The organism is Kineosporia corallincola (genome assembly GCF_018499875.1).
GTDB lineage: Bacteria > Actinomycetota > Actinomycetes > Actinomycetales > Kineosporiaceae > Kineosporia > Kineosporia corallincola.
This window is the reverse complement of record NZ_JAHBAY010000003.1, coordinates 619,261-645,495: the sequence shown is the minus strand read 5'-3', so window position 1 is coordinate 645,495 and position 26,235 is coordinate 619,261. Positions and strand designations below refer to the sequence as shown.

Genomic DNA, 26,235 nt, shown 5'->3' with positions numbered 1-26,235 from the left:
ACCGGACGGCAGAAGTGATGGATCGCACCCAGACCGCACCAGCAATGCGGTCGCGCTCTTTGCCGATGATCCGTGCGAGATGGCCGACCCCGGATCTGTGGGTGGCCGCTTCGAATCTCGGCGAGACACGGCTTGTTGCTAGATCCCGGGGAGTCGCGGTGCAGCCGATGCCGGGTCGCGAGATCGCCGGCTAGAGCGCAGGTCTCCGGTGGAAGCGGCTGAATGCCGGAGCTGCCTGGCAGTCATTCAAGACCAGCAGTCGAATCTCTGCGCAGGTCACGAACCACCCGCGAGTTCCGCATCAATCATCCGCACTGATTGACCAACAACCCACCCGCACCGACCACATCCTGACGCGAGTGCTGGCACCCAACTGACACTGGCGTCCTCAATTTCGCACGTGATCGCCGCTGCCCGCGGTAGCCAGGATCTGGTCGCGCTGGTTAACCGGCTCAAACGGTGGTGGACCGTGCCGCTTGGAAATCGGCTCTGCCGACGCGGCCTGCCGTTCGCTGTTGCGGGACAGTCGCGATAGATCAGTTCTGGCCCAGGCCTTCGCTTTCCAAGAGGTCCCGGCTCGGCAGCGGAGATCTAGCGATCGTCCCGCAGCTGCCGCAGCACCCCGATCGCCTTCTCCACTTCACGCGTGTTCTCGCCGAAATGGCTCTCGATTGATTCGGCCAGCCAACTGGCCCGCGCCTTCCGGTCACGCCGGAGCTCGGCCCTGCCTGCCTCAGTGATGCTGTAGAGAACCGCACGACGATCGGTGGGGTGTCGTTCCGCCGTGGCCTCACCCCGCGCGGCGATCTGCTGCACGATCGCGGTCATCGACTGGTGCCGGATCTGGCACGCCGTGGCCAGTTCCGCAATTGTGGCGGGTCCGGTCCGGTCGAGATGGCCGAGCGCCATGGCATGGTTGGCGGGCAGTTCATCGCTGACCTTGGCCCTGCGCACGAGATCCCCGATCACCGTGCGCAGTTCTTCACCGAGCGCCAGGTAGTCCCCATGGCTCATGTCTGGACTCTAGGCCTCTCGATCATGGACGAATTCGGCTGGAGGGGGCGCCCAAGCTACCGCACATCGGCCACCTCGGACCTGCCCTTACCCAACTGACCTGCCACTTCTCCGCATCTAAGGACCTTAGTAAGGCTCCATGGACGGAACCTGCGGAATCTGAGGGGTCCTCGCGGTCCAAGGGTGCGTGATCTACCGATCCGCAGGCCATGGCCTTAGCGCGAAGGTTGATTCATCACACAACGAGGAACGAGCAGGGGGAGAAGACGATGAGCGAGACCTGGAGCAGTTTTCCTCACGACCTCAGCGCAAGCACGGCGGCCGGCCTGACACACGGTGTCGCTCTGCCGTACCAGCGGCTCGACAGCTTCGCCCAGGTCGAGATGCGGCACCGCGAGCAGGAGCATCTGGCGGCGGCTGTGAGCCGGCGGGCCCGGCAGATTTCGCGGGAAGAAAAGGGGCAGGCGGAGCACGGAGGATTGGTGACACGATGGACGACGTGGCTTTCGTCGGTTCTGCTGCGCCGTTCGTCGCGCGAGTCAAACAACTCGAGCGTCTGCGCGAACTGATGGCTCTCGCCGGTGCCGGCACCGCGACCGGTGTGATCATCGGTGGTGATGCGGGGGTGGGTAAGACCCGCACCATCACCGAGGTCGCGCAGCACGCCTCGGCAACGGGTTTTCAGGTGCTCACCGGACGATGCGTCGACCTCGGCATGGGTTCTCTGCCCTATCTCCCGTTCGCGGAGGCTCTGTCGCAACCGCTCCGGTGGGGAGAGCGGGAGACCCCTGAGCGACGCCGTGTCGCCGAGGTGATCCGGCAGGTCGCCGCGGAAAGATCGGGCCTGGCCCAGATTCTCGGGTCGGCGCCGGACTCCGTCCCGCGCAGCCTGGGTGAGGCAGGGCTCGACCGGCTGGCCCTGTTCGAGTCGGTCACCCATGCCCTGGGACGGGTCGCGTCCGAGGTCGCACCCGTGTTGCTGGTTCTCGAAGACCTGCACTGGGCCGATGCCTCCAGCCGCGACCTGGTCCGATTCTTGTTCAGCCGGCTGGGTCCCGACCGCACACTGGTCCTGGCCAGCTACCGCGCCGACGATCTGCATCGCAGGCACCCTCTCCGTCCGCTGATCGGTGAGCTGGCCCGGCTCCCGCGGGTGGAGCAGATGCACCTGCCGCCGTTGTCCGTGGCGGAGCTCGGAGAACTGCTCGCCGGTGTGAGCGGTGCTCCGGTGAAGCCGTCGCTGTTGCGGCGGATCGCCGCCCGGTCTGCCGGAAACCCCTACTACGCACAAGAACTGCTGGCAGCCGGTGAAGACGGGCGTCTTCCCGCCGGTCTCACTGATCTGCTGCTCGACCGGCTGGAACAGCTGTCCGAGCCGGCGAAACGAGTGGTGCGCCTGGCGTCGATCATCGGCTCGGCGCGTATCGACGACGCTCTGCTCCGGTCCGCCGGCATGGGGGCGGGCGTCCGGGAGCCCTTGACCTCGGACGAACTGGAGACCGCCTTACGGGAGGCGGTTGCCCAGCAGGTGCTGGTGCCTGAGGAACTGGATCGGTACCGGTTCCGGCACGCACTGCTCCAAGAAGCGGTGTACTCGGATCTCCTTCCTGGTGAACGGGTTCGGTTGCACAAGACCCTCGCCGACCGGCTCAAGCCGGCGATCGATCAGCCAGGCGGGCGCGGTGTGGCCGCGGAGGTGGCGCGGCACAGCCTGGCGGCCAACGACATGCCGAGTGCGCTCAACGCATCGCTCCAGGCTGCACGGTTCGCGGCCTGCGGAAACGCCCCGGCCGAGGCACTCCAGCACTATGAACAGGCGCTCCAGCTCTGGGATGTCGTACCGGAGGACCAGCGGGCGGAAGACATCACCCGCAGCGCGGTCAGCCGCCGGGCCGCAGAGGTGGCCAGCGATGCCGGACTGCACGAGCGCGCCGTCGCGCTGGCCGCGGCGGCCACCGAGGAGGCCGAGACCGACCAGGATCCGGTGGGTGCCGCCAGGGCGCGTGCCACCCTGTCGCTGCACACGTACCTCGTCGACAAGCCGCACGAGGCGCATGAGCAGGCCATGCGCGTGATCCACGACCTCGCCGGTGACGACATGCCGTCCCCCGCCCGGGCCCTGGCCTGGTCGATGGTCGCCCGGGTTCATCTGGGGCTCGGCGAACCCCACGACGCGCTGAAGGCGGTCCTGCCGGCACTGGCGGAGGCCGAGGCGCTGGGGATGACGGCTCTCCAGGTTGACCTCTTCACCACCCAGGCGGTGGCGGAGGGCATGCTCGGGCGGGATGACGAGTCAGCGCGTTCCTATCGTCTGGCCAGGGCAGCGGCAGAGCTGGCCGACGACACGGCGGGCACGGTCCGGGTGCTCTACAACATCGCCATCAATCAACTCGACTGCGGCGATCTGGCGGCCGGCATCGAAGACCTGCTGGCCGCCATCGCGGTGGCCGATGCCAGCGGTCTGGCCGCCAGTTCTTATGCGGCGAGCGCCCGTTCGCTGCTCATCACCACGTTCTGGCGCACCGGCGACGCCGAGAGGGCGCTGAGCGTGGTCCGGCCGGACAGCGGGGCGTCGCGGCTGCCGATGGCGCTGGTCACTCATCTGCGTCTGTACGAACTGCCGGTGCTCGCGGTGCGCGATCCCGAGCAGGTGCTCCGGGCCGACGACTGGCTCGTCATCGGAGAAGATGCCTGGGAGCGGCAGGTTCTGCACTCGTCGAAGGCCGAGGCGCTGGCCTGGCTGGGTCAGTGGGAAGAGGCCGCGGTCCAGGCGAAGCTGGCGATCGAGTGCGTCCTGAGCGACGCCGAACCCTGGCATCTGGGCGGTATCGCCGTCGACACCTGCGGCGTCAGCGCTCTGGCCGACGGTGCCGTCCTGGCCCGGGAACGCGGTGACGCTGAGACCGAGCGTGCGGCGCTGGCCGGTATCGAGCCCTTGCTCTCCGACGGGCGTACCCGGGGCAGGATCGGTCTGCCGCGCCGGGGCGTCATGGGACCGGAAGGCAAGGCCTGGCTGCTACGTCTGGAACTCGAATGGGCCCGGGCTCAGGGCAAGGACGAGGCAGCCGGCTGGCTCGAGCTGGCCGAGGGGTTCGAGGGTGTCTCCGTGTACCAGGTGGCCCGGGCACGGTGGCAGGCCGCGAGGCGGCTGCTGCACGAGGGGCGTCCTGAAGAAGCGGGGGAGCAGATTCGGCAGGCACACGAGCAAGCCACGCGGCTCGGGGCCGAGCCCTTGCTCCGCGCACTCGAAAGCCTGCTGGTGGATGGGGGCCTGGCTCCTGAGCCCGAGAGCGTGTCTGTGCAGAGGGAGAGCCAGGCATCCAGGAGGGGACAGCCGGGGGAGAAGGGGCAGCCGCCAGGTGAGCCGCAGCCGCAGGGCATGTCTCAGCCACCGGGGAAGGGACAGCGACCGGGGAAGGGACAGCCACCGGGGAAGGGGCTGCCGCTGGGCGAGACCCGGCTGCCGGGCAATGCCCTGCCGTCGACGGCCAATCCGCCACCGGCGCTGACGCCGAGGGAGCGTGAGGTGATGTCGCTGGTCGCGGCCGGGCTCACGAACCGGGCCATCGGGGAACGGCTCTTCATCAGTGAGAAGACCGCCAGCGTCCACGTCTCCAACGTGCTGGCCAAACTGGATGCGTCGGGTCGTACTGAGGCAGTGGCGATCATGAGCCGATGGGGGCTGGTGGAGTGAGGCGCGAGCAGCGGGGCCGGAAACGCCAGGTCGCTCCCGCACACCTGGCGCGGGTTTAGGGTCGTGGGATGCTCGCCGCCGCATTCGTACCCAGCCCACCGTTACTCGTCCCGGCCCTCACTGGTGCGCAGGTGAGAGTGGCCGAGACCGCGGGGGCCAGTCGCTCCGGCGGCCTCGGCGGCAGCAGTGACCTCGGTGGCAGCGGCGGTCCCGGTGGCGGGGGGCCGGGGGGCACCTACCGTCCGGGCATCCACGACAGTGACGGCATGGCGGCCGGCGCGGGGCAGTCCGTCGCGGCGCTGACCGGCCCGCTGCTGGCGGCCTGCGACCAGGCCGTGTCCGGCCTGCTCACCGAGGCGCCGCAGACGCTGGTGGTGGTCGGCGCGGGGGAGCGCACGTGGCGCCATGGCCCCGAGGAGTGGGGCACCCTGGCTGGTTACGGGGTGCCGGTCGAGGCGCCCGGAGTGCATGCCGACACCAGGCCTGAGCTTCCGTTGTCCCTGACAATCGCACGCTGGCTGCTGGAGCGGGCCGGGTGGGCGGGCCGGCTCGTCCTCCAGGAGGTCGCGTTCACCGCCTCCGTACCGGACTGCCTGGAGCTGGGTCACTATCTCGACCAGCAGGCCGGTCCCGACGCCGCCTGGCTCGTGGTCGGCGACGGCAGCAACCGCCGGGGTATGCGCTCACCCGGCTACGAAGACCCGCGCGCCGAGGACTTCGACGCCGAGGTCGCCCACGCGCTCACCACGGTGGATCCTGACGCGCTCGCTTCCCTAGACCCGGTCCTGGCCGACGACCTGGGCTGCGTGGGCAGGGCCGGGTGGCAGGTCGTCGCAGGGGCCCTCGACGGGCCGGGCGCCGCCGACGCGCAGTTGCGTTACGAAGGTGCTCCCTTCGGCGTCGGATATCTGGTGGCGGACTGGCGGTTCCGGGCATGACCGCGCTGAACGGCAGCAGCGCCGGCACCGAGAGCACTACCAGCAGTACCAGCGGTGCGAGCAGTACCAGCGGTGCGAGCAGTACCAGCGGCGGGAGCAGCGCCGCGAGCGGGAGCAGCGCCGCGAGCGGGAGCAGCGCCGCGAGCGGGAGCAGCACCGGGAGCGTCAGGAGCGCTGAGGGTGTCGGCCGCGCTGAAGGTGCCGGCCGCGCCCAGGGCGCCCGGCAGGATCCGCTGATCGTCGCGGTGGTCGGCCCCACGGCCACCGGAAAGTCCGATCTGGCACTCGATCTCGCCGAGGCCCTGGACGGCGAGGTCATCAACACCGATGCCATGCAGCTCTACCGGGGCATGGACATCGGCACGGCCAAGCTGCCCGTGGCAGAACGCCGGGGCGTGCCGCACCACCTGCTCGACGTCCTCGATGTCACCGAGGAGGCCAGCCTCGCCGCGTACCAGCGCGACGCCCGTGCCGCTCGTGACGAGATCGTCTCCAGGGGAAAGGTTCCCATCCTCGTCGGGGGCTCGGGTCTGTACGTCCGGGCGGTGCTCGACCAGCTGGAGATCCCCCCGACCGACCCCCGGGTGCGACTGCGCCTGGAGCGTGAGGGGGAGCGGGCCGGGGCGGGGGAGATGCACCGCCGGCTCGCCGAGAGGGATCCGGCCGCGGCCATCGCCATCCTGCCGGGCAATCTGCGCCGGATCGTCCGGGCGCTGGAGGTCATCGAGCTGACCGGCCGTCCGTTCAGCGCCACCCTGCCCAGACCGGAGTACGACATGCCGGCCGTCCAGATCGGGCTGGAGGCGCCCCGCGACCAGCTGGACGACCGGATCGCGGCCCGGGTCGTGCGCATGTGGCATGCCGGTTTGGTCGAAGAGACGGTCCGCCTGGTGTCCGAGGGCCTGCTCGACGGCCGTACCGCTCCCCGCGCCCTCGGGTACGCCCAGGTGCTGCGCATGCTGGAGGGCAAGCTCGACGAGGTGGAGGCCCAGGTCGACACGGTGAACACCACCCGCAAGTTCGCCCGGCGTCAGGAGTCCTGGTTCCGCCGCGACCAGCGTGTCACCTGGTTGCCCCACGACGTGGCGGATCTGCGGGAGCAGGCACTCGCGGCGATCACCGGCACGCGTAGCCTTACCTCGTGACCACGTTCGTGAAAGGCCACGGCACGGAGAACGACTTCGTGCTCCTCGACGACCCCGACGGCCGCATCGACCTGACGCCCGAGCTGATCCGGCACCTCGCCGACCGGCGCGCCGGCCTGGGGGCCGACGGCGTGATCCGGGTGGTCCGCAGCGCCGCCGCCGGGCAGGATGCGCGGGCCGAGTGGTTCATGGACTACTGGAACTCGGACGGCAGCGCGGCCGAGATGTGCGGCAACGGCAGCCGGGTGTTCGTCGCCCACCTGCTGCGCCGCGGCTGGATCGAGCTGGACGACGACACCGAGGTACTCATCGCCACCCGCGGCGGCGTGATGCCCGTGCGCCGGCGCGGCGATCTGTACAGCATCGACCTCGGGGGCTGGCAGGTGGAGGGAGGGCCGGCCGCGATCGCGTCCGGTGGTGACGTCAAGGTCACGTTCCCCGGGATGCCGCCCCTGCCGGGCCTTTCCATCGCCCTCAGCAACCCCCACGTGGTGGTCGTGCTGCCCGACGTGGCCACCCTGGAGGCCCTCGACCTGACCACGCCCCCGGTCGTCGAGCCCGCCCCGCCGAACGGCACGAACGTCGAGATCGTGGTGCCCCTCCACGACCAGAGCATCCGGGCCGATCTAGGCCACCTGAGGATGCGGGTGCACGAGCGCGGATCCGGCGAGACCCGGTCCTGCGGAACCGGAACCGTCGCCGCGGCGCTCGCCGCCCGGGCCTGGGGCGGCAACCTCGCCCCCGACCACTGGCGGGTCGATGTGCCCGGCGGCACGCTCTACGTCGACGCCCAGGGCACAGCCAGCGAGGGCGACTCGGCCCAGCTGTCCGGCCCCGCGGTCATCGTGGCCGAGGGGGAACTGATCGAACCGGCGCAGCAGGGCTGAACCGAACCGGCGCAGCCCTGCGAAACCGGCGCAGCAGGGCTGAACCGCCGGAGCGACGCCGGGTCGTGCGGGCCCGGCGTCGTCCTCAAGCAGGCGTCCTCAAGCAGGAGAGGTGACGCGCAGGACGCGATACCCCTTCGCGCTCCCGGCGCGCACCACCGTCCAGCCGGACGGCAGCTGGGTCTGGAGCCAGCCGTGCAGCGAATCGGCCCCGAGGTTGCGCTGCACCACCAGGTGGGCGGACGCCTCGGGCAGCAGCCGGGGCAGCCAGTGCAGCAGCATCGAGTGCAGCTCGGCCTTGCCCACCCGGATCGGAGGGTTCGACCAGATCGCGGAGAACCGCACGTCGTCGGGCACCTGGCCGGGCAGCGCCGCGGTCACCCGTGACGCCCCGGCGCGGCGGGCGTTGAGGGTCGTGAGCTCCAGGGCGAGCTCGTTCACGTCCACCGCCCACACCTTCGCCGCGGGCGACAGCAGAGCCTGGGTCAGGGTGATCGGGCCCCAGCCGCAGCCGAGGTCGAGCAGGTCGCCCTCCGGTGGCGGGGGCGGCACCTCGCGCAGGAGCACGCGGGTACCGAGGTCGATGCGGTCGCCGCTGAACACCCCACCGGCGGTGGTGACGGTGAGCTCACGCCCGGCCAGGGTGATCTCGACCTCCCGCCGGGCGGACGACTCTTTCGGCGTACGGAAGTAGTGGGCGCCGGGCTCGGGCGCCTCTGAGGATTCGCTGGTCATCGCGTGAACAGGGTAGGCCCACCGGCGGGTGCTCCCGACCGGTGCCGTCACCCGCCCGGGAATCCCAGTAGCCACCTGCGATGTTGACATGCCAGGCTGGATGTCGTAAGTCCAGCCGTACCGAACAACGGAGGATGCCCTGAGTATCAAGGATCGCAGCACTACCGACCGCAGCGAGGCCGTCGAGCGGATCCTCTCCCGGCAGGGGACCGCCCTCGCCGAGGGCAGCACCCGCTGGGGCGAGCACGACGGTGACCAGACCGACCTGGCCGACCGCCAGGCCCTGCGCCGCGTCACCGGGCTGTCGACCGAACTCGAGGATGTCACCGAGGTCGAGTACCGGCAGCTACGCCTCGAGAAGGTCGTGCTGGCCGGGGTCTGGACCACCGGAACCGGCGCCGACGCGGAGAACTCCATCCGCGAGCTGGCCGCACTGGCCGAGACCGCGGGCTCGCAGGTTCTCGACGGCGTGATGCAGCGCCGCCAGTCCCCCGACCCGGGCACCTACCTGGGCCGCGGCAAGGCCGACGAACTGCGCGGCATCGTCGACGCCAGCGGCGCCGACACGGTGATCTGCGACGGCGAGCTGTCGCCCTCGCAGCGTCGTGGCCTGGAAGACGTGGTGAAGGTCAAGGTCATCGACCGCACCGCCCTCATCCTCGACATCTTCGCCCAGCACGCCAAGTCCAAGGAGGGCAAGGCACAGGTCGAGCTGGCGCAGTACGAGTACCTGCTGCCCCGCCTGCGTGGCTGGGGTGAGTCGATGTCCCGTCAGGCCGGTGGCCAGGTGGGCGCCGGTAACGGCATGGGCTCGCGTGGTCCCGGTGAGACGAAGATCGAGCTGGACCGGCGGCGCATCCGCTCCAAGATGGCCAAGCTGCGGCGCGAGATCGCCGAGATGAAGACGGCCCGGGTCACCATGCGCGACTCCCGGCGCCGTAACGCGGTGCCCAGCGTCGCCATCGCCGGCTACACCAACGCCGGCAAGTCCAGCCTGCTCAACCGGCTCACCGGCGCCGGCGTGCTGGTGGAGAACGCGCTGTTCGCCACCCTGGACCCGACCATCCGCCGGGCCTCCACCCCGGACGGGCGGGAGTTCACCCTGGCCGACACCGTGGGTTTCGTGCGCAGCCTGCCCACCCAGCTGGTCGAGGCGTTCCGCTCCACGCTGGAGGAGGTCAGCAACTCCGACCTGCTGCTGCACGTGGTCGACGGCAGCCACCCCGATCCGGAGGGCCAGATCAGCGCCGTCCGCTCGGTGCTGGCCGAGCTGCGCGGCGAGGTGCCCCAAGAGATCGTCGTGATCAACAAGAGCGACGTCGCCGACCCGGAGGTGATCGACCGGCTGCTGCTGCGGGAGCCGCGGGTGATCGCGGTGTCCGCCCACACCGGCGAGGGCATCGACAAGCTGCTCGACCTGATCACCGACGAGCTGCCCCGGCCCGACGTCACGGTCGAGGTGCTCGTGCCCTACGACCGGGGCGACCTGGTGAGCAAGATCCACGAGCGCGGCGAGATCGTGTCGTCCGAGCACGTGGCCGAGGGCACCCGGATCACCGCCCGGGTGAGCGCCCCGATGGCTCACCTGCTGGCGTCGTTCCGTCAGGAGACGCCGGTGCCGTAAGCAGCGCCGGCGTCACCGAAACCACGCATCCGCCGTCCGGGCGCGGGTTCACCACCAGGTCGTGCGCCAGCCGCGCGACCAGGTAGAGCCCGCGCCCGCGCTCGCTCAGCAGGTCGTCGGGCAGCCGCGGCACCAGCCGCCCGTGCGGGCCGAGCAGGTCGGGGCGGTGGCCGAACCCCGGGCCGCCGTCGCTCACGGCCAGGCGCGGGCGCGGTCCGGCCCAGCTCAGTGTCACCCGGGCCGGCCCGGACGTGTGGGCGACGGCGTTGTTCAGCAGCTCGGCCACCACCAGCTCCGCGGCGTCCAGGTCGCCGGTGCAGGTGGCCCTCAGGGCGGTGATCACCTGACGCCGCACCACCGGGACCCGTTGCGGGTCGCCGGGTTCCAGCACCCAGGTGAGCAGTGGGGTGACCGTGGGTTCCGTCCGCCTGCTCATCGCACCGTCCCGCTGCACGTCCCGGCGATTTCACCGGCTAGGACAAAGGTGCAGTACGAGGGCGCTTTGCAGGGGGCGGAACGGCACATTCAAGTCTTTGGCCGACTGCCCATTAGGCTGGTCCGATGGCTTTCCCCCGCGATCCCGAGCAGGACGATCGGATCGAGCAGGGGGTTTCCACCTCCGGCGAGTCCCCCGACGGCTCTCCGGAGCCGGAGAACGAAGAAATTGTGGACGACGCGGAGCCCGCGCGGGCCTCACGTCGTCCACAAGACCCTGAGGCCAGGCCGAAGAAGACCGGCGGCCGCCGGCGCAAGGTGACCGACCTGCTGTCGGCCGCGGTGGCGGAGATCGGCGGTGTGCCCCGGGACGGCCAGGTGCAGATGGCCGAGGCCGTGGACGAGGCCGTCAACTCCCGCAAACACCTTCTGGTGCAGGCCGGTACGGGCACCGGCAAGTCGCTGGGCTATCTGGTGCCGGCAGCGAAGAAAGCGGTCAGTTCCGAGCGGCCGGTGGTGATCTCGACGGCCACCCTGGCCCTCCAGGCACAGATCGTGGAGCGGGACCTGCCCCGGCTGGCCGGCGCGCTGACCGGAAAGCTCGGCCGCTCGCCCAGCTGGCAGCTGGTGAAGGGCCGCCGCAACTACGTCTGCGTGCACAAGCTCGCGGGCGGGTTCCCCGACGAGGACACGCTTTTCGACGCTCCCGCCGAGCTGCCGGTGGCCGACCAGACCGACCGCGGCGTGAGCCACCCGCAGCCGGTCACCGGCGTCACCTACAGCGCGGCCGCGGGCAAGCTCGGCCGTGAGGTGGTCAGGCTGCGCGAGTGGGCGGAGACCACCCGCACCGGCGACCGCGACGAGCTGGTCCCCGGGGTGTCGGAGAAGGCCTGGCGCCAGGTCTCGGTGAGCGCCCACGAGTGTCTCGGCGCCTCGCGCTGCCCGATGGCGGGGGAGTGCCACGTCGAGATCGCCCGCGAACGAGCCCGTGACGTCGACATTGTGGTGACGAATCACGCTCTGGTGGCGATCGATTCGTTCGAGGGGCGGCAGATGCTGCCCGAGCACGACGTGCTGGTGCTGGACGAGGCGCACGAGTTCGCCGATCGGGTCACCTCGGTCACCACCGACGAGATGACGCCCGCGATGGTCGAGTCCGCGGCCCGGGGCGCACGCCGCGTCGGTGTCGGCGACACCACCATGCTGGAGGTGGCCGGCGAGACGCTGGAGGCCGTGCTGGAGGGCATGCCGGCCGGCCGGCTGGAGAACGGCGTGCCGGAGGGCCTGCACGCGGCGATCAGCCAGATCCGTGACACCGCCCGCGCCGTCACCTCGTCGATCCAGCAGCTGTCGAAAGACGAGAAGGGCGGTGACGGCGACGGCGCGCTCCAGGTGGCGCGGGCCGCGGTCAGCGAGGTCTTCGACGTGGCCGAGCGGTTCATCCAGGCCGCCGCGCAGGCGCAGGCCTACGACGTGATCTGGGTGTCCCGGTCGCGGCGTCCGGACGGGGGCGAACGGGTGAGCCTGCACGTGGCCCCGCTGTCGGTGGCCGGGCTGCTGCGGGAGCGGTTGTTCGAGGGCCGCACCGTGGTGCTCACCTCGGCCACGCTGACGATCGGCGGCAACTTCGACTCGGCCGCCGGATCGGTCGGGCTCGGCGGTGACGACGCCCCGGAGTGGACCGGCCTCGACGTCGGCAGCCCGTTCGACTACCCCCGGCAGGGCATCCTCTACCTGGCCAAGCACCTGCCCCAGCCGGGCCGCGACGGCACCTCGACCCAGGCCATGGACGAGCTGGAAGAGCTGATCAAGGCCTCGGGCGGGCGCACGCTGGGGCTGTTCTCGTCACGCCGCGCCGCCGAGGCCGCGGCCGAGCAGCTGCGCGAGCGGCTCGACGTGCCGATCCTGTGTCAGGGCGACGACAGCATGAACACGCTGGTCAAGGAGTTCGCCGCGGATCCGCGCACCTGCCTGTTCGGCACGCTGACGCTCTGGCAGGGCGTCGACGTGCCAGGCCCCTCGTGCCAGCTGGTGGTGGTGGACCGGATCCCGTTCCCGCGGCCCGACGACCCGCTGGCCTCCGCGCGGCAGCGGGCCGTGGCGAAGGCGGGCGGCAACGGCTTCATGTCGGTCGCGGCCACCCATGCGGCCCTGCGCCTGGCCCAGGGCGTCGGCCGGCTGATCCGCTCGTCCGGCGACAAGGGCGTGGTGGCCGTGCTCGACCCGCGCCTGGCCACCGCGCGGTACGGCGGTTTCCTGCGGGCCTCGCTGCCGCCGTTCTGGACCACCACCGACAAGCAGGTGGTGCTGAAGGCCCTGCGGCGGATCGACGAGGCCGCGGGCGACTGAGGCCGCGGGCGACTGAGGCCCGGCGACTGGGCAGCGGCTACTGGGGCAGCGGCGACTGGGGCCGCCGGGTCTGCGCTGCGCGGCTCAGGCGCGCAGCGAGATCCGCACGGCACTGGTCAGGTCGGCCACGGTGTGGACGCCGTCGAGAAAGTCGTCGGGGAAGGTCGCGTCGAGTGCCTCGCCCATCGCGGTGAGCAGGGCGGGACGCGAGAAGTCGTCCAGCTGGAGCGTGAAGCGCTCCTCGCCGGTCAGGTCGCCGGCGGGCACCCGCAACTGGCGGGCGACGACGGCGCGGACGGTCGTGTCGAGCTCGACGACCGTGAGGTCCAGCGCGGGATCGGACACAGCTCGATCCTTCCTCTCCGGCCGGCACCGGTGAACGGGCCGGGTCGGTGTCTTTCCTGGTGGTGATGCCGCTGTGAAGCTGTTTGCGGGCGCGTAGCCAGAGCGAAACATGGATGACGCCCGGAGGACAGTAGCGCGACGCTGAACCCGCACGGCAATCGTGCTGGGCCAAACCGCTGAACCGGGCCGGTGAGATGTCGGACACCGCCCTCGTGGGGAACCACCCGGGCATGACGGAGCCGGTTCCGCGAGAACACGGAACCGGCTCGGGACATCCACTCAGACCCGGCGCATGACCGCGACCACGCGGCCCAGGATCGTGGCGTCGTTACCCGGGATGGGCTGGTACGCGTCGTTGTGGGGCAGCAGCCAGATGTCGCCGCCCTTGCGCTTGAACGTCTTGACCGTGGCCTCGCCGTCGATCATGGCGGCCACCACCTCGCCGTTCTCGGCCACCGGCTGACGCCGCACCGCGACCAGGTCGCCGTCGCAGATCGCCGCGTCGATCATCGAGTCACCGACGACCTTCAGCAGGAACAGCTCGCCGTCGCCGACCAGCTGCCGGGGCAGGGCGAACACGTCTTCCACCGCCTGCTCGGCCAGGATCGGGCCACCGGCGGCGATGCGGCCGACGAGCGGCACGTAGGAAGGCGAGGGCTGGGCCGAGCCGCCCGCGCGCTCGTCGGCCAGGGACCGGCCCGCACGCTGCTGCGCCGGCACCCGCTCGCCCGGCATGATCACCTCGATCGCGCGCGGCCGGTTCGGGTCGCGGCGGACGAAGCCCTTCTTCTCCAGGCTGGACAGCTGGTGGGCCACGCTGCTCGGGCTGGTCAGGCCCACGGCCTCACCGATCTCCCGCATGGTGGGCGGGTAGCCACGCCGGTCGACGGTCTCCCGGATGGTCTCCAGCACACGTCGCTGGCGAACGGTCAGCCCGTCGCCGTCGGGTGGCCCGTCGGGGAGCGTGCGCACCGTAGCGCCCCCCTTGTCCGGTACCGCGGCGCCGGCGGTCGGATCGGTAGCCATCTGAACACCTCCATGACCCTGTGCCCGGCGGTTCGCCGAACACGATCACCGTAGGGAAGGGCGGCGACACTTTCAAACAAGTGTTCGAACGTGTCGCGAATTACCGGCGGGTCGGTGGTAGACATTGGACAGGCGTTCGATCGAACCTGTGTTCGATAGCTGGTCGGGCGCCCGGGGGTACCGGCCGAGAATCAAGCCGCTGATTGGAGTCAGAGGGATGAGCCTGACGACTGCTTCGCCGTCCGCCCGGCAGCGCCACGCACGGCGGGTGGGCACCGTGCGTTCCCGGCGTTCCGGCGATGCCTGCCGGCCCCGGTTGCGGGTGGTGCGGGAATGGGAAAGGGTCCCGAAGCCGGTCGAAAGCCCGAAATGGGTCCTTCCGTTACGAGCTCTGAAGGTGCGCACCTTCGGGACGATTTTTCGAGTGGCACCCACGTCGGGCATGATGCATCGTGTGACGGTTGAGGTTCCGGTGTCGCACTCGGCCGGTACGCAGGAAAATGTCCGTGGTCTTCGCCGGGCGCGGGGTCTTCACCCCGTGAAAGCGGCAGGTCGCGTGCCTCTCCAGCGTCGCCGGGCGGTGTCCCGCCCGGCAGGTGCCAAGCCCGCGGACCGGCTCTCCTCCCGTCCCGTGCGGCATCACTCTCCGCAGATCCTCCCGCCCCTGCGTCTCACCCGGCGCGGTCGCATCGTCTTCCGGGCCGGTGGGCTGCTGGCCGCCACCGTGGCGGTGCTCGCCGGGGTGCTCCTGCTGAACCGTCCCGCCGAGGCCGGCTCCGAGGCCCATGAGGTCTCGATGAACTTCCACGTGGTGCTGCCGGGCGAGACGCTCTGGGGCATCGCGGGCGACATCGCCCCCGAGTCCGACCCGCGTGACACGGTCGCCGACATCGTCGACCTCAACGCGCTCCCCGGCCCGGCCGTCAACGCCGGTCAGCGCATCGCCCTTCCGGGCAAATAATGCGCAGTATGTTCGGCCGGTGACGTTCGGTCGCCACTAGATGTAGCGACGGTAGGCCCACCGAGGCCCGGCCGTGTCGCTCTCGCCACACCAATTTCGGCTGCCACCTGCGGCGTGTCTCATGATCGTCCGGAATCCGGACGCTCATCGGCATGTGCGCTGGGTAGCTCTATAGTTGCGCGGGGTAGTCACCCACTTGGCCCAGTCGCCGGGGCAATGATGCAGGTCGGGCACGCGGCCCCAGCTGGACCGGGTATGTTGCCCGGCGGCCCGAGCGCCTGACGGGCCGATGGATCACGGTCGGCCGGTGATGTCCAGAACCTCTGCGTGGCGGACTCGCCGCAGCCCCTGCGGGGCTGGGCGCAGCTTGCATCGCGTCGGCTGCCGTCCTAGCGTTACCCCTAGATGTAGTAGTTACATACCTGTAAGCCAGCCACATCTAGTCAACGGTTACCCACACGCTGAAGTCACCCATGGCACAGCCGTGTGTCCGCGAGTCTCCCGGGAGGAGTCGCCATGAACTGCCCGTTCTGCCGTAACGCCGATTCTCGGGTGGTCGACTCGCGTAGCACCGATGACGGCGCCGCTATCCGCCGCCGGCGGCAGTGCCCCGAGTGCGGGCGGCGTTTCAGCACGCTGGAGACCGCCAGCCTGACCGTGGTCAAGCGGTCGGGTGCCACCGAGCCGTTCAGTCGGGGCAAGATCATGTCCGGCGTGCGCAAGGCCTGCCAGGGCCGGCCGGTGAGCGAGGACGATCTCGCCCGGCTGGCGCAGAAGGTCGAGGAGGCGATCCGGGCCACCGGGTGCGCCGAGATCGAGGCGCACGAGGTGGGTCTGACCATCCTGGTGCCGCTGCGTGAGCTCGACGAGGTCGCGTACCTCCGCTTCGCCAGTGTGTACCAGGCGTTCGACTCGCTCGAGGACTTCGAGTCGGCCATCACCGTGCTCCGCGCCGAGCGGGAGCTTCAGCCGGGCCCTCCGCCCGCGTCGAGCGCCACCTGACCCATCGCCGTCACCGGGCAGGGGAAGGCACGGTGACGGCGGTGCACAGCACAGCAAAAGCACCATCACGCAATTCAATTCAGTTAAGAGACAGGCACGGGGTACAGCCACGTGTCCGAAGCGCCACGCAACTAAGGGGAACGGACGAATGACGGAGACCGTCTCAGGCCAGTCGGGCCAGGGGTCGCGCAAGACGCGGAATGGGGCGCCGCAGGTGCGTCGCACCGGTCTGAAGATCGACCGCGTCTACAGCACGGCGGGGGTCCACCCCTACGACCAGGTCACCTGGGAGCGGCGGGACGTCGTCCAGACGAACTGGAAGTCGGGTGAGACGATCTTCGAGCAGAAGGGCGTCGAGTTCCCGGACTTCTGGAGCCTGAACGCCTCCACGATCGTCACCACCAAGTACTTCCGCGGCGCCGTCGGTTCCGACAGCCGCGAGGCCAGCCTCAAGCAGCTCATCGACCGGGTCGTGCTGACCTACACCAAGGCCGGCCGCGACAACGGCTACTTCCTCACCGAGGAAGACGCCGAGGTGTTCGAGCACGAGCTCACCTGGATGCTGCTCAACCAGGTCTTCGCCTTCAACTCGCCGGTCTGGTTCAACGTCGGCACCAGCGCCCCGCAGCAGGTCAGCGCGTGCTTCATCCTGTCGGTCGACGATTCGATGGACTCGATCCTGAACTGGTACAAGGAAGAGGGTTTCATCTTCAAGGGCGGCTCCGGCGCCGGCCTGAACCTCTCCCGCATCCGTTCTTCCAAGGAGCTGCTGAACAGCGGCGGCACGGCCTCCGGCCCGGTGTCGTTCATGCGCGGCGCCGACGCCTCCGCGGGAACCATCAAGTCCGGTGGCGCCACCCGGCGCGCGGCGAAGATGGTCGTCCTCGACGTCGACCACCCGGACATCGAGGAGTTCATCGAGACCAAGTCGCGCGAGGAGAACAAGATCCGCGCGCTCCGCGACGCCGGTTTCGACATGGACCTGGGCGGCCGCGACATCAGCAGCGTCCAGTACCAGAACGCCAACAACTCGGTCCGGGTCACCGACGAGTTCATGCGGGCCGTGGAGTTCGGTGAGCAGTTCGGCCTGACCAGCCGCACCACCGGCGAGGTGATCGAGTACGTCGACGCCAAGGCCCTGTTCGACAAGATGGCCGTGGCCGCGTGGGAGTGCGCCGACCCGGGTATCCAGTACGACGGCGTCATCAACGACTGGCACACCACGCCCGAGTCGGGCCGGATCACCGCCAGCAACCCGTGTTCCGAGTACATGCACCTGGACAACTCCAGCTGCAACCTGGCCTCGCTGAACCTGCTGAAGTTCGTCAAGGACGACGGCTCGTTCGACGTGGAGAAGTTCACCAAGGCCGTCGAGATCGTCATCACCGCGATGGACATCTCGATCTGCTTCGCCGACTTCCCGACCGAGGCGATCACCGAGACCACCCGCGCCTACCGCCAGCTCGGCATCGGCTACGCCAACCTCGGCGCCCTGCTGATGGAGTCCGGCCTGGGCTACGACTCCGAGGGTGGCCGCGCGCTGGCCGCCTCGATCACCTCGCTGATGACCGGTGCGGCCTACCGCCGCTCGGCCGAGCTCGCCGGTGTGGTCGGCCCGTACGACGGCTTCGCCCGCAACGCCGAGGCGCACCGCCGGGTCATGCGCAAGCACGCCGCCGCGAACGACACCATCCGCACCATGCACCCGATGGACATCGCCGTGCAGCGCGCCGCCACCCAGGAGTGGGAGGCGTCGCTCAAGATCGGTGAGAAGAACGGCTGGCGCAACGCGCAGGCCTCGCTGCTCGCGCCCACCGGCACCATCGGCTTCATGATGGACTGCGACACCACCGGCATCGAGCCGGACTTCTCGCTGGTCAAGTTCAAGAAGCTGGTCGGCGGCGGCTCGATGCAGATCGTCAACCAGACCATCCCGCGCGCGCTGCGCAAGCTCGGCTACGCCGAGGAGACGGTCGAGGCGATCGTCGAGTTCATCTCCGAGAAGGGCCACGTCATCGACGCCCCCGGCCTCAAGCCGGAGCACTACGAGGTGTTCGACTGCGCCATGGGCCAGCGGGCGATCGCCCCGATGGGCCACGTGCGGATGATGGCGGCCACCCAGCCGTTCCTGTCCGGCGCCATCTCCAAGACGGTCAACCTGCCGGAGACGGCGACGGTCGAGAACATCGCCGACGTCTACTTCCAGGGCTGGAAGCTGGGCCTGAAGGCGCTGGCCGTGTACCGCGACAACTGCAAGGTGGGCCAGCCGCTCTCCGACGCCAAGGCCACCAAGACCGAGGTGCCCACCGCGGCCACGGTCGAGAAGGTCGTGGAGAAGGTCGTCGAGTACCGCCCGACCCGCAAGCGCCTGCCGAAGTCCCGTCCGTCGATCACCACCCGCTTCACCGTGGGCGGCGCCAAGGGCTACATGACGGCCGGCTCCTACCCCGACGACGGCCTGGGCGAGGTCTTCATCAAGCTCGGCAAGCAGGGTTCCACCCTGGCCGGGATGATGGACTCGTTCTCGGTCGCGATCAGCATCGCGCTCCAGTACGGCGTGCCGCTGGAGACCTACGTCGAGAAGTTCACCAACCTGCGCTTCGAGCCGGCCGGCCTGACCGACGACCCGGACGTGCGGATGAGCTCCAGCATCATGGACTACGTGTTCCGCCGCCTGGCGCTGGACCACCTGTCCTTCGAGGAGCGCTCGGCGCTGGGCATCTACTCGGCCGACGAGCGGGCCCGCGAGCTGGCCACCGGCTCCTACCTGCCGGCCGAGGACGACGCCGAGGACGTGGAGGAGGAGCTGGAGACCCTGGCCCAGTCCGCGCCGTCGGAGAAGGCCGAGAAGTCGGAGAAGGCCGAGGCCAGCCAGCCGCTGACCACGGGCAACGCGACCAGCCAGCTGCCGGTGGTGAACGTCGACGGCGCCGCCACGGCGAAGTCCGCGCCGACCGCCGTGCACTCGTCGGCCGAGCTGTTCGAGGCCATGCAGGGCCGTACGTCCGACGCGCCGATGTGCTTCACCTGCGGCACCAAGATGCGCCCGGCCGGTTCCTGCTACGTCTGCGAGGGCTGTGGCAGCACCTCGGGTTGCAGCTGACCTGATGATGCCCGGGGGTGATCCCGGGTGAGAACGACGGGACGGCGCCGGGTCGTGAAAGACCCGGCGCCGTCCCGTGTTTGACCGTATTCGACGCGGGGACTAGCTCCTGGCCGCCGCCGCGAACATCACCGACACCGCCGCCGCACCCGGGTCCTGCACGTCGGCCAGGTGCTCCGCGGGCACGTAGGCCGAGCGGCCGGCCCGGGCCGAGGTCATCGAGGCGGTGCGCACCGCCGCCGCCTCGGCGGCTTGGGCCGCGTCCGCCGGTGAGCCACCCTCCAGCAGCACGGCGACCGCCGGGATCAGTGCGTCGAGCATCGTCCGGTCGCCCTCGGCCGCGCCACCGTAGGTCTGCATCGCGTCGATACCCGCCCGCAGCGCCCGGGCCACGGAAACCCCTTCGGCGGAGGCACTTCCGGCGGCGGCGAAGAACACCGAGCCGAGCACGCCGCTGGATCCGCCCATGCTCGTGGCCAGGATCCCGGACAGGGCGCTGAACAGGGCCGGACGCTCGGCCAGGGGCAGGTCGTCGAGTACCGCCAGCACCCGGTGGGCGGCGGTGGCGAAGGTCGAGCCGGTGTCGCCGTCGCCGACGTAGGAGTCCAGGGTGTTCAGCGTCTCCTCGGCGTCGATCACGGCCTGGCTGACGGCCGTCAGCAGGTCACGCACCGCCGGATCGGAAGAGGGTGTGAACGAGGGGGTTTCGATCGAGGGCAGGTCGGCCACCGTCAGGCCGCCGACCGGCAGCGCCCCCGGCCAGGCGAGGTGCGGTGCGACCGGCGCCCGCAGCAGGCCGGACAGTTCCTCGTCGATCGGCAGGGCGGACACCGAGAAGCCCTGCGCCGAAAGGGAAGTCATCAGCGGGGCCGGGCCGGTGAGCAGCTCGGCGCGGGAACCCAGTGCGGTGCCGAGCAGGTCGCGCAGCACGATGCCGAGTTCGAGCGATGCCACCCCACCGAGGTTGTTGAGCAGGAGAGCGACCGGTCCGTCACCCACGCCCGCACCCACGGAGTCCGCGATCGAGGACACCAGCGTGGCGGCGTCCCCCAGTTGGACGGTCTGCGCGCCGGGTTCACCGTGGATGCCGAGACCGAGCTCGGCCGTGCCGGTCTCGACCCGCTCGGTGTAGGGGCGGCCCGGGATGGCGACGCCGGTGAGCGAGACGCCGAGCGTCTTCACCCCGGAGGCCACCCGGGCGGCGACGGCGTGCACCTGCTCCAGCGAGGCCCCCGACTCGGCCAGCGCGCCGGCGCTCTTGTGCACGAACAGGGTGCCGGCCAGGCCGCGGGGCTGGGGCGCGCCGGGCAGCGCCACGTCGTCGCCGACCACGACCATCTCGACGGATCTGCCCAGCGCGCGGGCCCGTTCGACGGCGAGGCCGAAGTTCAGCCGGTCGCCGGTGTAGTTCTTCACGATCACCAGACAGCCCGGTTCACCGGTGACGGCCAGAATGGCGGCCAGCACCGCGTCGACGCTCGGCGAGGCGAAGATCTCGCCGCACACCGCCGCGGTCAGCATGCCCTGGCCGACGAACCCGGCATGGGCCGGTTCGTGCCCGGCGCCGCCACCGGAGACCACCGCCACCCGGTCCCGGGTCCAGTCGGTGCGGACGACGACCTTGATGTCGGGATAGCCGTCGAGCCGGGCGAGCTTGCCGCCCGAGGCCCGGACCAGGCCGTCTACCGAATCCTGCACAGCGCTGTCGACATCGTTGACGAGGTGGCTCATGGTCAGAGAGTAACGGTGCATCACTCGCACCCGGCCGCCGGACGATGGGCCGGAAGGATCACACGGGTCTCGTGCATCACCCTGACGGCGGGCCACGTCTGTACGGTGGCGCGTCCCGACGACAGCAGGAGACACATCATGGGCGACAGTACGTTCCTGGACGACTTCGGCATCTTCGGGGTGGTCGTGGTCGGTGGCATGGCCCTGATCCTGCTGCTCGTCGTGCTGGGGTTCGCGACGGCGGTCGTCAAGGGCCTGGGGCAGTGGACCCGCAACAACAACTCGCCGGTCGAGGTGGTCGACGCCGTGCTGCTGACCAGGCGCACCGAGCACCGGCACAGCCAGGACAGCTCCAGCACCGCCTACTACGTCACCTTCGAGCACTCCGCCCACCGTCGCACCGAGTTCCTGGTCAGCGGCCACCAATGGGGGACGCTGGTGGAGGGCGACCGCGGTCGTCTCACCTTCCAGGGCACCCGGTTCCAGGGGTTCGACCGGGTGCCCCAGGACCGGTGACGATTCTCATCTAGCTTTGCCCGGTGGACCGTCGCCAGCTGGAGTACTTCCTCGCCGTCGCCGAGTGCGGGAGCTTCACCCGGGCCGCGTCGGCCCTGACGATCGCGCAGCCCAGCCTGTCGCACGCGATCGGGCTGCTGGAGCGCGAACTGGGTTCCCCGCTGTTCGAGCGACTGGGGCGCGGGGTGCGGCTCACCGCCGCCGGCCAGGCCCTGCTGCTGCCCGCCCGCCGCACGGTTCGCTCGTTCCAGCTGGCCGCGACCGCGGTGCGCAGCGTCACCGACGTCGGGTTCGGGCGGCTCACGATCATCTCGAACACCCTGTGGGCGATCGAGCCGCTGGTGCAGATCATCGGCCGGTTCCGGCAGGCCCACCCGGCGGTGCAGTTCAGTGTGGGTGACCCGGTGCGGCGGTCCGAGGTGCTGGACGCGGTCCGCTCGGGCGACGCCGACTTCGGGCTGATCGACGGCACGCCCCCGGCCGGGCTGCTCGACAGCCACTGGCTGGTGGAGCATCGGCTGGTGGCCGTGCTGCCGCCGGAGGCGCTGCCCGGCCGGACCACGGTGAGCGTGTCCGAGCTGGTGCCGCTGGGGCTGATCTGCACCCTGCGCGGCACCGCGCTGCGGGAACTGCTGGGGGCCGAGCTGGAGGTGGCGGGCGAGTCGTCGGATATCGCCGTGGAGACCGCGCACCTGGCCTCGGTGATCCCGCTGGTGCTGGCCGGGGCGGGTGCGGCGCTGCTGCCGGAGGGACTGGCCGAGGACGCCGCCCGGCGTGGGGCCCGGGTGCTGCCGCTGCTGCGGCCGACGGTGGCGGCGGTGCACCTGATCTGGCGGCGCCGCGGTCTCAGCAGTCCTGGGGAGCACTTTCGTGACCTCGCCGCGACCATGTTCGGCGAGTCATAGACTGCGTCTATCGGTACGAGAGGGAACGCGTCTTCGTCGCCGGGATCTGGCTATCGACGGGTTCGCACGGGGCTGCCACGATCAGGACAGCGCGGAGAGAGCGGCCTTTCACTGTAGAACACCGAGCCGTCACATGTAAATGCCTGGAGTGGGCATTGTTTCGTGTGTGTGAAAACCTCTCTCCGGACCGGGATCGTTCTGTGGTCGGGAGGTGGTCGAAAGATGCTGCTGTACCCAGGTTTTGGGCGTCATCGTCGCGGCCTGTCGATCGGTGACCCGTCGATCACGGCCGGTGATTCGATTGGCCTGGGCCGGGTGACATCACCCACTCCGGGCCCGGACGGCCTGGCCGGAGCCCCTGGCGCGCGGTGCTCCGGAGCCCGGGTCCATTGCCTCGGCGCACTGTGGTAACGGGCCGCCTGAATGGGCCTCACGGCGCGATTCCTGGCAAGGTGGTGCGTCCCGAACCGTGCGTCGCAGACGAAGCGAGCAGACGTGAGTCAAGCGTGGAGTCAGGCGTCATCCGGACGTGAGGCAGGCGTGAGCGACCGGCCCGGCACAGGAACTTTCGGCGCCGCATGCACGGCCCGTAGCGGAAATTGGCCCGGTGGGCCGGTTTCTGCCCCGACGACGGCATCAGCAGTACCGGCAGAAGGAGAATCAGGATGAGGCCTCCGGGCAGACGACGCAGTCTGAGGCTGCTGGCACTAGGACTCTGCGTCACCGTGGCGGCGGTGACCGCGGGCTGCTCCAGCGCCGAGGACAAGGGCGACTTCGCCCTGATCGGCGGCGGGGGCGGCGGTGAGGACGGCTCCGAGTCGGTCACGCTGATCCAGCAGCCCTGGGTCGACCTCCAGGTGGAGAACGAGATCAGCAAGCAGATCCTCGAGGACCTGGGCTACTCGGTGAAGGTCAACGAGGTCTCGGTGGAGCTCGGCGCGCAGGCCGTCTCGACCGGCGACGCCGACGCCTACCTGGGCAACTGGTGGCCCTCGCAGGAGCCCACCTACGGCGACCTGATCGACTCCGGCGACGTGGTGGTCGACAGCACCATCCTCGAGGGCACCGAGTACGCGCCCGCCGTGCCGGGTGACGTGGCGCAGCGGCTGGGCATCTCGTCGCTGGCCGACCTGGCCGAGCACGGTGACGAGTTCGGCCACAAGATCTACGGCATCGAGGCCGGCTCGCCGGGCAACGAGACGATCCAGGACGCGATCGACGACGACGCCTACGGCCTGGGCGACTGGAAGCTGGTCGAGAGCGGCACCGCGGCGATGCTCGCGCAGGTCGAGAAGGCGGAGAAGGCCGGGGACGCCATCGTGTTCCTGGGCTGGAGCCCGCACTGGATGACCGTGCAGTTCAAGGCCACGTTCCTGGAAGACCCGGACAAGGTCTGGGGCGGCGCGGGCACGATCCGCACGGTGTCGCGCAAGGGCTGGTCGGACGACAACCCGAACATCGCCACATTCCTGAAGAACCTCACGTTCACCACGGACGAGGCCGGGCAGTTCTACTACGACCACGACAAGGAGTCGAAGTCGCTGAGCGACATCGCGGCGGCGTGGATCGAGGCCAACCCGGACCAGGTGAGTGCCTTCCTCGAAGGCGTGAAATCCAGCGACGGACAGGACGCGGAGTCGGTGATCGTCAAATGATCGAGGGCAAAGGACTGAGCAAGGCCTACGGGCTGAGTGCCGGGGCGGCGAAAAGGGCTCTGGCGGACGATGATCCGGCCGCGGCGGTGGCGAAGGCCGGCGGCTACCTCGGCGCGCACGACGTGAACTTCACCATCGAGACCGGTGAGATGTTCGTCGTGATGGGCCTTTCCGGTTCGGGCAAGTCCACCGTGCTGCGCATGATCAACCGCCTCAACGAGCCGAGCGCCGGTGAGCTGCTGATCGACGGCGAGAACATCGTCGGGGTGCCCGATTCCCGGCTGCGGCAGATCCGGAACCAGAAGATCGGCATGGTCTTCCAGCACTTCTCGCTGTTCCCGCACCGCACGGTGCTGGAGAACGCGGCCTACGGGCTGAAGGTGCGTGGTGTGTCGAAGAGCGAGCGGTTCGAGAAGGCCGACGCCGCGCTGAACCGGGTGGGTCTGTCGGGCCGCGGCTCGAAGTACCCGCACGAGCTGTCGGGCGGTATGCGCCAGCGGGTCGGCCTGGCCCGGGCACTGGCTGTGGACCCGCCGATTCTGCTGATGGACGAGCCGTTCTCGGCCCTCGACCCGCTGATCCGCCGCGACATGCAAGACCTGCTCATGCAGTTGCAGGCCGAGGACCGGCGCACCACGGTGTTCGTCACGCACGATCTGAACGAGGCGATGCGGATCGGCGACCGGATCATGGTGATGCGCGACGGCAGGGTGGTGCAGGTCGGGGCCGGCGTCGAGATCGTCGCCCGGCCCGCCGACGACTACGTCAGCGAGTTCGTGGCCGACGTCGACCGGGCCCGGGTGCTCACCGCCGCCGACCTGGTGCGTCCCGCGCTGCTCACCTTCCGGGTGGGCGAGGAGCCGCGCGCGGCGCTCACCCGCCTGGCCGACAACGAGGCCACCGGCGCGTTCGTGCTGGAAGACGACGGGCACCTGCTCGGCGTGGTCACCGACACCCATCTGCACGACGCGATCACGCGAGGCCAGAAAGACCTGGCCCGGGCGGTCACCAAGGACTACCACGCGGTGAAGCCGGACGCCGTGATCGGTGACTTCATGCACCTGGCCGGCCGCCAGGTCGTGCCGGTCACCGTGGTGGACGAGGGCGGCAAGCTGGCCGGCGTCGTGCCCCGCGCGGCCATCCTGTCCAGTCTGTCGAGCGTTCCCGAGGCCCGCGAGGAGGCCGCCGTCCATGCCTGACCTCAAGATCGGCCAGTACGGTGAGGACGTCATCGACTGGCTCACCGACCATCTCGACGGGTTCTTCGACTGGCTCACCACGGTGCTGAGCCACCTGCTGCGCTGGACCTACGACATCGTGGCGGGCCTCCAGCCGCTGCCGATGACCGTGGTGTTCGGCGTGATCGCGCTGGTGATCACCCGGCGCATCGGCCTGACCGTGCTGCTCGTGGTGGGCCTGCTGCTGGTCGACTCGATGGACCTGTGGTACGAGACGATGCAGAGCCTGGCCACCGTGCTGCTGGCCACCGCGGTGGCGCTGCTGATCGGCATTCCGGTGGGCATCTGGTCGGCGTTCAACCCGGTGGTGCGGGCGATCGTCGCGCCGGTGCTCGACTTCATGCAGACCGTGCCGACTTTCGTGTACCTGCTGCCGACGGTGCTGTTCTTCGGCATCGGCGCGGTGCCGGGCATGATCGCCACGGTGGTGTTCGCGGCCCCGCCCGCGGTGCGCCTGACCCAGCTCGGTATCCGCCAGGTGGACGGCGAAACCGTGGAGGCTTCGGCCGCTTTCGGTGCCTCGCGCTGGGAGGTCCTGCGGGAGGTGCAGCTTCCGCTGGCCATGCCGTCGATCATGGCGGGTGTCAACCAGGTGATCATGCTGGCGCTGTCGATGGTCGTCGTCGCCGGTCTGGTCGGCGGTGAGGGCCTGGGCGGCATCGTGGTCTCGGCCGTGCAGAGCCTCCAGATCGGTGCCTCGATCGAGGGCGGTCTGGCCGTGGTCGTGCTGGCGATCTACCTCGACCGGGTCTCCGCCGCGCTCGGCGGTCAGGGCCGGGGCAACCCGTCCTGGTGGCCGAGGCGCCGGAGCGCCGAAGGGCTCGAGCAGGCCCAGGGCCAGCCCGCCGAGGCCCGTGAACTGGCTGCCGCGAGCTGATTTTCGTGGCCCACGAATGAGGGACGCCCTCCAGCCCGCGGGCTGGAGGGCGTCC

The 26,235-nt window shown here is 70.1% G+C and carries 21 protein-coding genes; 15 read left to right on the top strand and 6 right to left on the bottom strand.

The annotated features are described in order from the left end of the window. Positions 1-591: 591 nt before the first annotated feature. Positions 592-1,014 carry a MarR family winged helix-turn-helix transcriptional regulator gene (locus KIH74_RS10160; protein ID WP_214155559.1) on the bottom strand — a complete coding sequence of 141 codons (423 nt, stop codon included), beginning with the start codon at positions 1,012-1,014 and terminating at the stop codon, positions 592-594. Positions 1,015-1,283: 269 nt separating this feature from the next. Here KIH74_RS10160 and KIH74_RS10155 point away from each other — a divergent pair, with 269 nt between their 5' ends. The 5 genes from KIH74_RS10155 (at position 1,284) to dapF (ending at position 7,678) form a co-directional block, all read left to right on the top strand. Then, positions 1,284-1,583 (top strand): hypothetical protein, encoded by a 300-nt coding sequence (locus tag KIH74_RS10155; protein WP_214155558.1) that lies wholly within the window; start codon positions 1,284-1,286, stop codon positions 1,581-1,583. Continuing rightward, positions 1,505-4,708, top strand: coding sequence for a helix-turn-helix transcriptional regulator (locus KIH74_RS10150; RefSeq protein ID WP_214155557.1), 3,204 nt, complete (start codon positions 1,505-1,507; stop codon positions 4,706-4,708). Before KIH74_RS10155 ends, KIH74_RS10150 begins: the two co-directional genes overlap by 79 nt. 137 nt (positions 4,709-4,845) lie before the next feature. Further along, entirely contained in the window at positions 4,846-5,646 is an 801-nt protein-coding gene (locus KIH74_RS10145; RefSeq protein ID WP_214155556.1) for a class III extradiol ring-cleavage dioxygenase family protein, read from the top strand. A gap of 236 nt (positions 5,647-5,882) precedes the next feature. Further along, positions 5,883-6,791 (top strand): tRNA (adenosine(37)-N6)-dimethylallyltransferase MiaA, encoded by a 909-nt coding sequence (gene miaA / locus KIH74_RS10140; protein ID WP_372492030.1) that lies wholly within the window; start codon positions 5,883-5,885, stop codon positions 6,789-6,791. Continuing rightward, positions 6,788-7,678, top strand: a complete 891-nt coding sequence (gene dapF, locus KIH74_RS10135) for a diaminopimelate epimerase (RefSeq protein WP_214155554.1) — start codon at positions 6,788-6,790, stop codon at positions 7,676-7,678. Before miaA ends, dapF begins: the two co-directional genes overlap by 4 nt. Positions 7,679-7,777: 99 nt before the next feature. On the opposite strand, the gene KIH74_RS10130 is transcribed toward dapF, so the two are convergent. Further along, the gene (locus KIH74_RS10130; protein ID WP_214155553.1) at positions 7,778-8,413 is read right to left on the bottom strand and encodes a class I SAM-dependent methyltransferase; all 636 of its coding nucleotides are present in this window, start codon (positions 8,411-8,413) and stop codon (positions 7,778-7,780) included. Between the two features lie 139 nt (positions 8,414-8,552). Here KIH74_RS10130 and hflX point away from each other — a divergent pair, with 139 nt between their 5' ends. After that, positions 8,553-10,037 carry a GTPase HflX gene (gene hflX, locus KIH74_RS10125; RefSeq protein WP_214155591.1) on the top strand — a complete coding sequence of 495 codons (1,485 nt, stop codon included), beginning with the start codon at positions 8,553-8,555 and terminating at the stop codon, positions 10,035-10,037. Here hflX and KIH74_RS10120 read toward each other — a convergent pair. After that, the gene (locus KIH74_RS10120) at positions 9,967-10,473 is read right to left on the bottom strand and encodes an ATP-binding protein (protein ID WP_214155552.1); all 507 of its coding nucleotides are present in this window, start codon (positions 10,471-10,473) and stop codon (positions 9,967-9,969) included. The two genes, hflX and KIH74_RS10120, sit on opposite strands and share 71 nt — an antisense overlap. Positions 10,474-10,598: 125 nt before the next feature. Here KIH74_RS10120 and KIH74_RS10115 point away from each other — a divergent pair, with 125 nt between their 5' ends. After that, positions 10,599-12,821, top strand: coding sequence for an ATP-dependent DNA helicase (locus KIH74_RS10115; RefSeq protein WP_246571943.1), 2,223 nt, complete (start codon positions 10,599-10,601; stop codon positions 12,819-12,821). A gap of 84 nt (positions 12,822-12,905) precedes the next feature. Here the strand turns inward: KIH74_RS10115 and KIH74_RS10110 are convergent, their stop codons facing one another. After that, positions 12,906-13,166: a hypothetical protein gene (locus tag KIH74_RS10110; protein WP_214155551.1), complete on the bottom strand. Its 261-nt coding sequence runs from the start codon at positions 13,164-13,166 to the stop codon at positions 12,906-12,908. A gap of 279 nt (positions 13,167-13,445) precedes the next feature. Then, a complete protein-coding gene (gene lexA, locus KIH74_RS10105; protein WP_214155550.1) occupies positions 13,446-14,192 on the bottom strand; it encodes a transcriptional repressor LexA in 747 nt (248 codons plus the stop codon). Between the two features lie 556 nt (positions 14,193-14,748). On the opposite strand from lexA, the gene KIH74_RS38480 reads away from it, so the two are divergent. The 3 genes from KIH74_RS38480 to KIH74_RS10090 all read left to right on the top strand — a co-directional run bounded on the left by KIH74_RS38480 (position 14,749) and on the right by KIH74_RS10090 (position 19,258). Further along, on the top strand, positions 14,749-15,153 hold the full coding sequence (locus KIH74_RS38480) for a LysM peptidoglycan-binding domain-containing protein (RefSeq protein ID WP_214155549.1): 405 nt from the start codon (positions 14,749-14,751) through the stop codon (positions 15,151-15,153). Between the two features lie 516 nt (positions 15,154-15,669). Further along, positions 15,670-16,155: a transcriptional regulator NrdR gene (nrdR, locus tag KIH74_RS10095; RefSeq protein ID WP_214155548.1), complete on the top strand. Its 486-nt coding sequence runs from the start codon at positions 15,670-15,672 to the stop codon at positions 16,153-16,155. 148 nt (positions 16,156-16,303) lie between these two features. Next, a complete protein-coding gene (locus KIH74_RS10090; RefSeq protein ID WP_214155547.1) occupies positions 16,304-19,258 on the top strand; it encodes a vitamin B12-dependent ribonucleotide reductase in 2,955 nt (984 codons plus the stop codon). A 102-nt stretch (positions 19,259-19,360) separates the two neighbouring features. Here KIH74_RS10090 and KIH74_RS10085 read toward each other — a convergent pair whose 3' ends face one another. Beyond that, positions 19,361-20,989 (bottom strand): dihydroxyacetone kinase subunit DhaK, encoded by a 1,629-nt coding sequence (locus KIH74_RS10085; RefSeq protein WP_214155546.1) that lies wholly within the window; start codon positions 20,987-20,989, stop codon positions 19,361-19,363. A gap of 138 nt (positions 20,990-21,127) precedes the next feature. Here KIH74_RS10085 and KIH74_RS10080 point away from each other — a divergent pair, with 138 nt between their 5' ends. The 5 genes from KIH74_RS10080 to KIH74_RS37600 all read left to right on the top strand — a co-directional run bounded on the left by KIH74_RS10080 (position 21,128) and on the right by KIH74_RS37600 (position 26,180). Beyond that, entirely contained in the window at positions 21,128-21,505 is a 378-nt protein-coding gene (locus tag KIH74_RS10080) for a DUF2500 domain-containing protein (protein WP_214155545.1), read from the top strand. A gap of 23 nt (positions 21,506-21,528) precedes the next feature. After that, positions 21,529-22,410 carry a LysR family transcriptional regulator gene (locus KIH74_RS10075; protein ID WP_214155544.1) on the top strand — a complete coding sequence of 294 codons (882 nt, stop codon included), beginning with the start codon at positions 21,529-21,531 and terminating at the stop codon, positions 22,408-22,410. A 725-nt stretch (positions 22,411-23,135) separates the two neighbouring features. Then, complete coding sequence (locus KIH74_RS10070) at positions 23,136-24,065, top strand: ABC transporter substrate-binding protein (protein WP_214155543.1); 930 nt, start codon at positions 23,136-23,138, stop codon at positions 24,063-24,065. Beyond that, positions 24,062-25,264: a quaternary amine ABC transporter ATP-binding protein gene (locus KIH74_RS10065; RefSeq protein ID WP_214155542.1), complete on the top strand. Its 1,203-nt coding sequence runs from the start codon at positions 24,062-24,064 to the stop codon at positions 25,262-25,264. Before KIH74_RS10070 ends, KIH74_RS10065 begins: the two co-directional genes overlap by 4 nt. Further along, complete coding sequence (locus tag KIH74_RS37600) at positions 25,257-26,180, top strand: ABC transporter permease (RefSeq protein ID WP_214155541.1); 924 nt, start codon at positions 25,257-25,259, stop codon at positions 26,178-26,180. The genes KIH74_RS10065 and KIH74_RS37600 overlap by 8 nt, the downstream gene beginning before the upstream one ends. Positions 26,181-26,235 lie beyond the last annotated feature (55 nt).

Bases quoted from the DNA above. Each gene is read 5' to 3' on its own strand.
- KIH74_RS10130 (WP_214155553.1), bottom strand. From the start codon at position 8,413: ATGACCAGCGAATCCTCAGAGGCGCCCGAGCCCGGCGCCCACTACTTC.
- KIH74_RS10155 (WP_214155558.1), top strand. From the start codon at position 1,284: ATGAGCGAGACCTGGAGCAGTTTTCCTCACGACCTCAGCGCAAGCACG.
- KIH74_RS10120 (WP_214155552.1), bottom strand. From the start codon at position 10,473: ATGAGCAGGCGGACGGAACCCACGGTCACCCCACTGCTCACCTGGGTG.
- KIH74_RS10090 (WP_214155547.1), top strand. From the start codon at position 16,304: ATGACGGAGACCGTCTCAGGCCAGTCGGGCCAGGGGTCGCGCAAGACG.
- KIH74_RS10150 (WP_214155557.1), top strand. From the start codon at position 1,505: ATGGACGACGTGGCTTTCGTCGGTTCTGCTGCGCCGTTCGTCGCGCGA.
- nrdR (WP_214155548.1), top strand. From the start codon at position 15,670: ATGAACTGCCCGTTCTGCCGTAACGCCGATTCTCGGGTGGTCGACTCG.
- KIH74_RS10160 (WP_214155559.1), bottom strand. From the start codon at position 1,014: ATGAGCCATGGGGACTACCTGGCGCTCGGTGAAGAACTGCGCACGGTG.
- KIH74_RS10065 (WP_214155542.1), top strand. From the start codon at position 24,062: ATGATCGAGGGCAAAGGACTGAGCAAGGCCTACGGGCTGAGTGCCGGG.
- KIH74_RS37600 (WP_214155541.1), top strand. From the start codon at position 25,257: ATGCCTGACCTCAAGATCGGCCAGTACGGTGAGGACGTCATCGACTGG.
- KIH74_RS10080 (WP_214155545.1), top strand. From the start codon at position 21,128: ATGGGCGACAGTACGTTCCTGGACGACTTCGGCATCTTCGGGGTGGTC.
- lexA (WP_214155550.1), bottom strand. From the start codon at position 14,192: ATGGCTACCGATCCGACCGCCGGCGCCGCGGTACCGGACAAGGGGGGC.
- KIH74_RS10085 (WP_214155546.1), bottom strand. From the start codon at position 20,989: ATGAGCCACCTCGTCAACGATGTCGACAGCGCTGTGCAGGATTCGGTA.
- KIH74_RS10115 (WP_246571943.1), top strand. From the start codon at position 10,599: ATGGCTTTCCCCCGCGATCCCGAGCAGGACGATCGGATCGAGCAGGGG.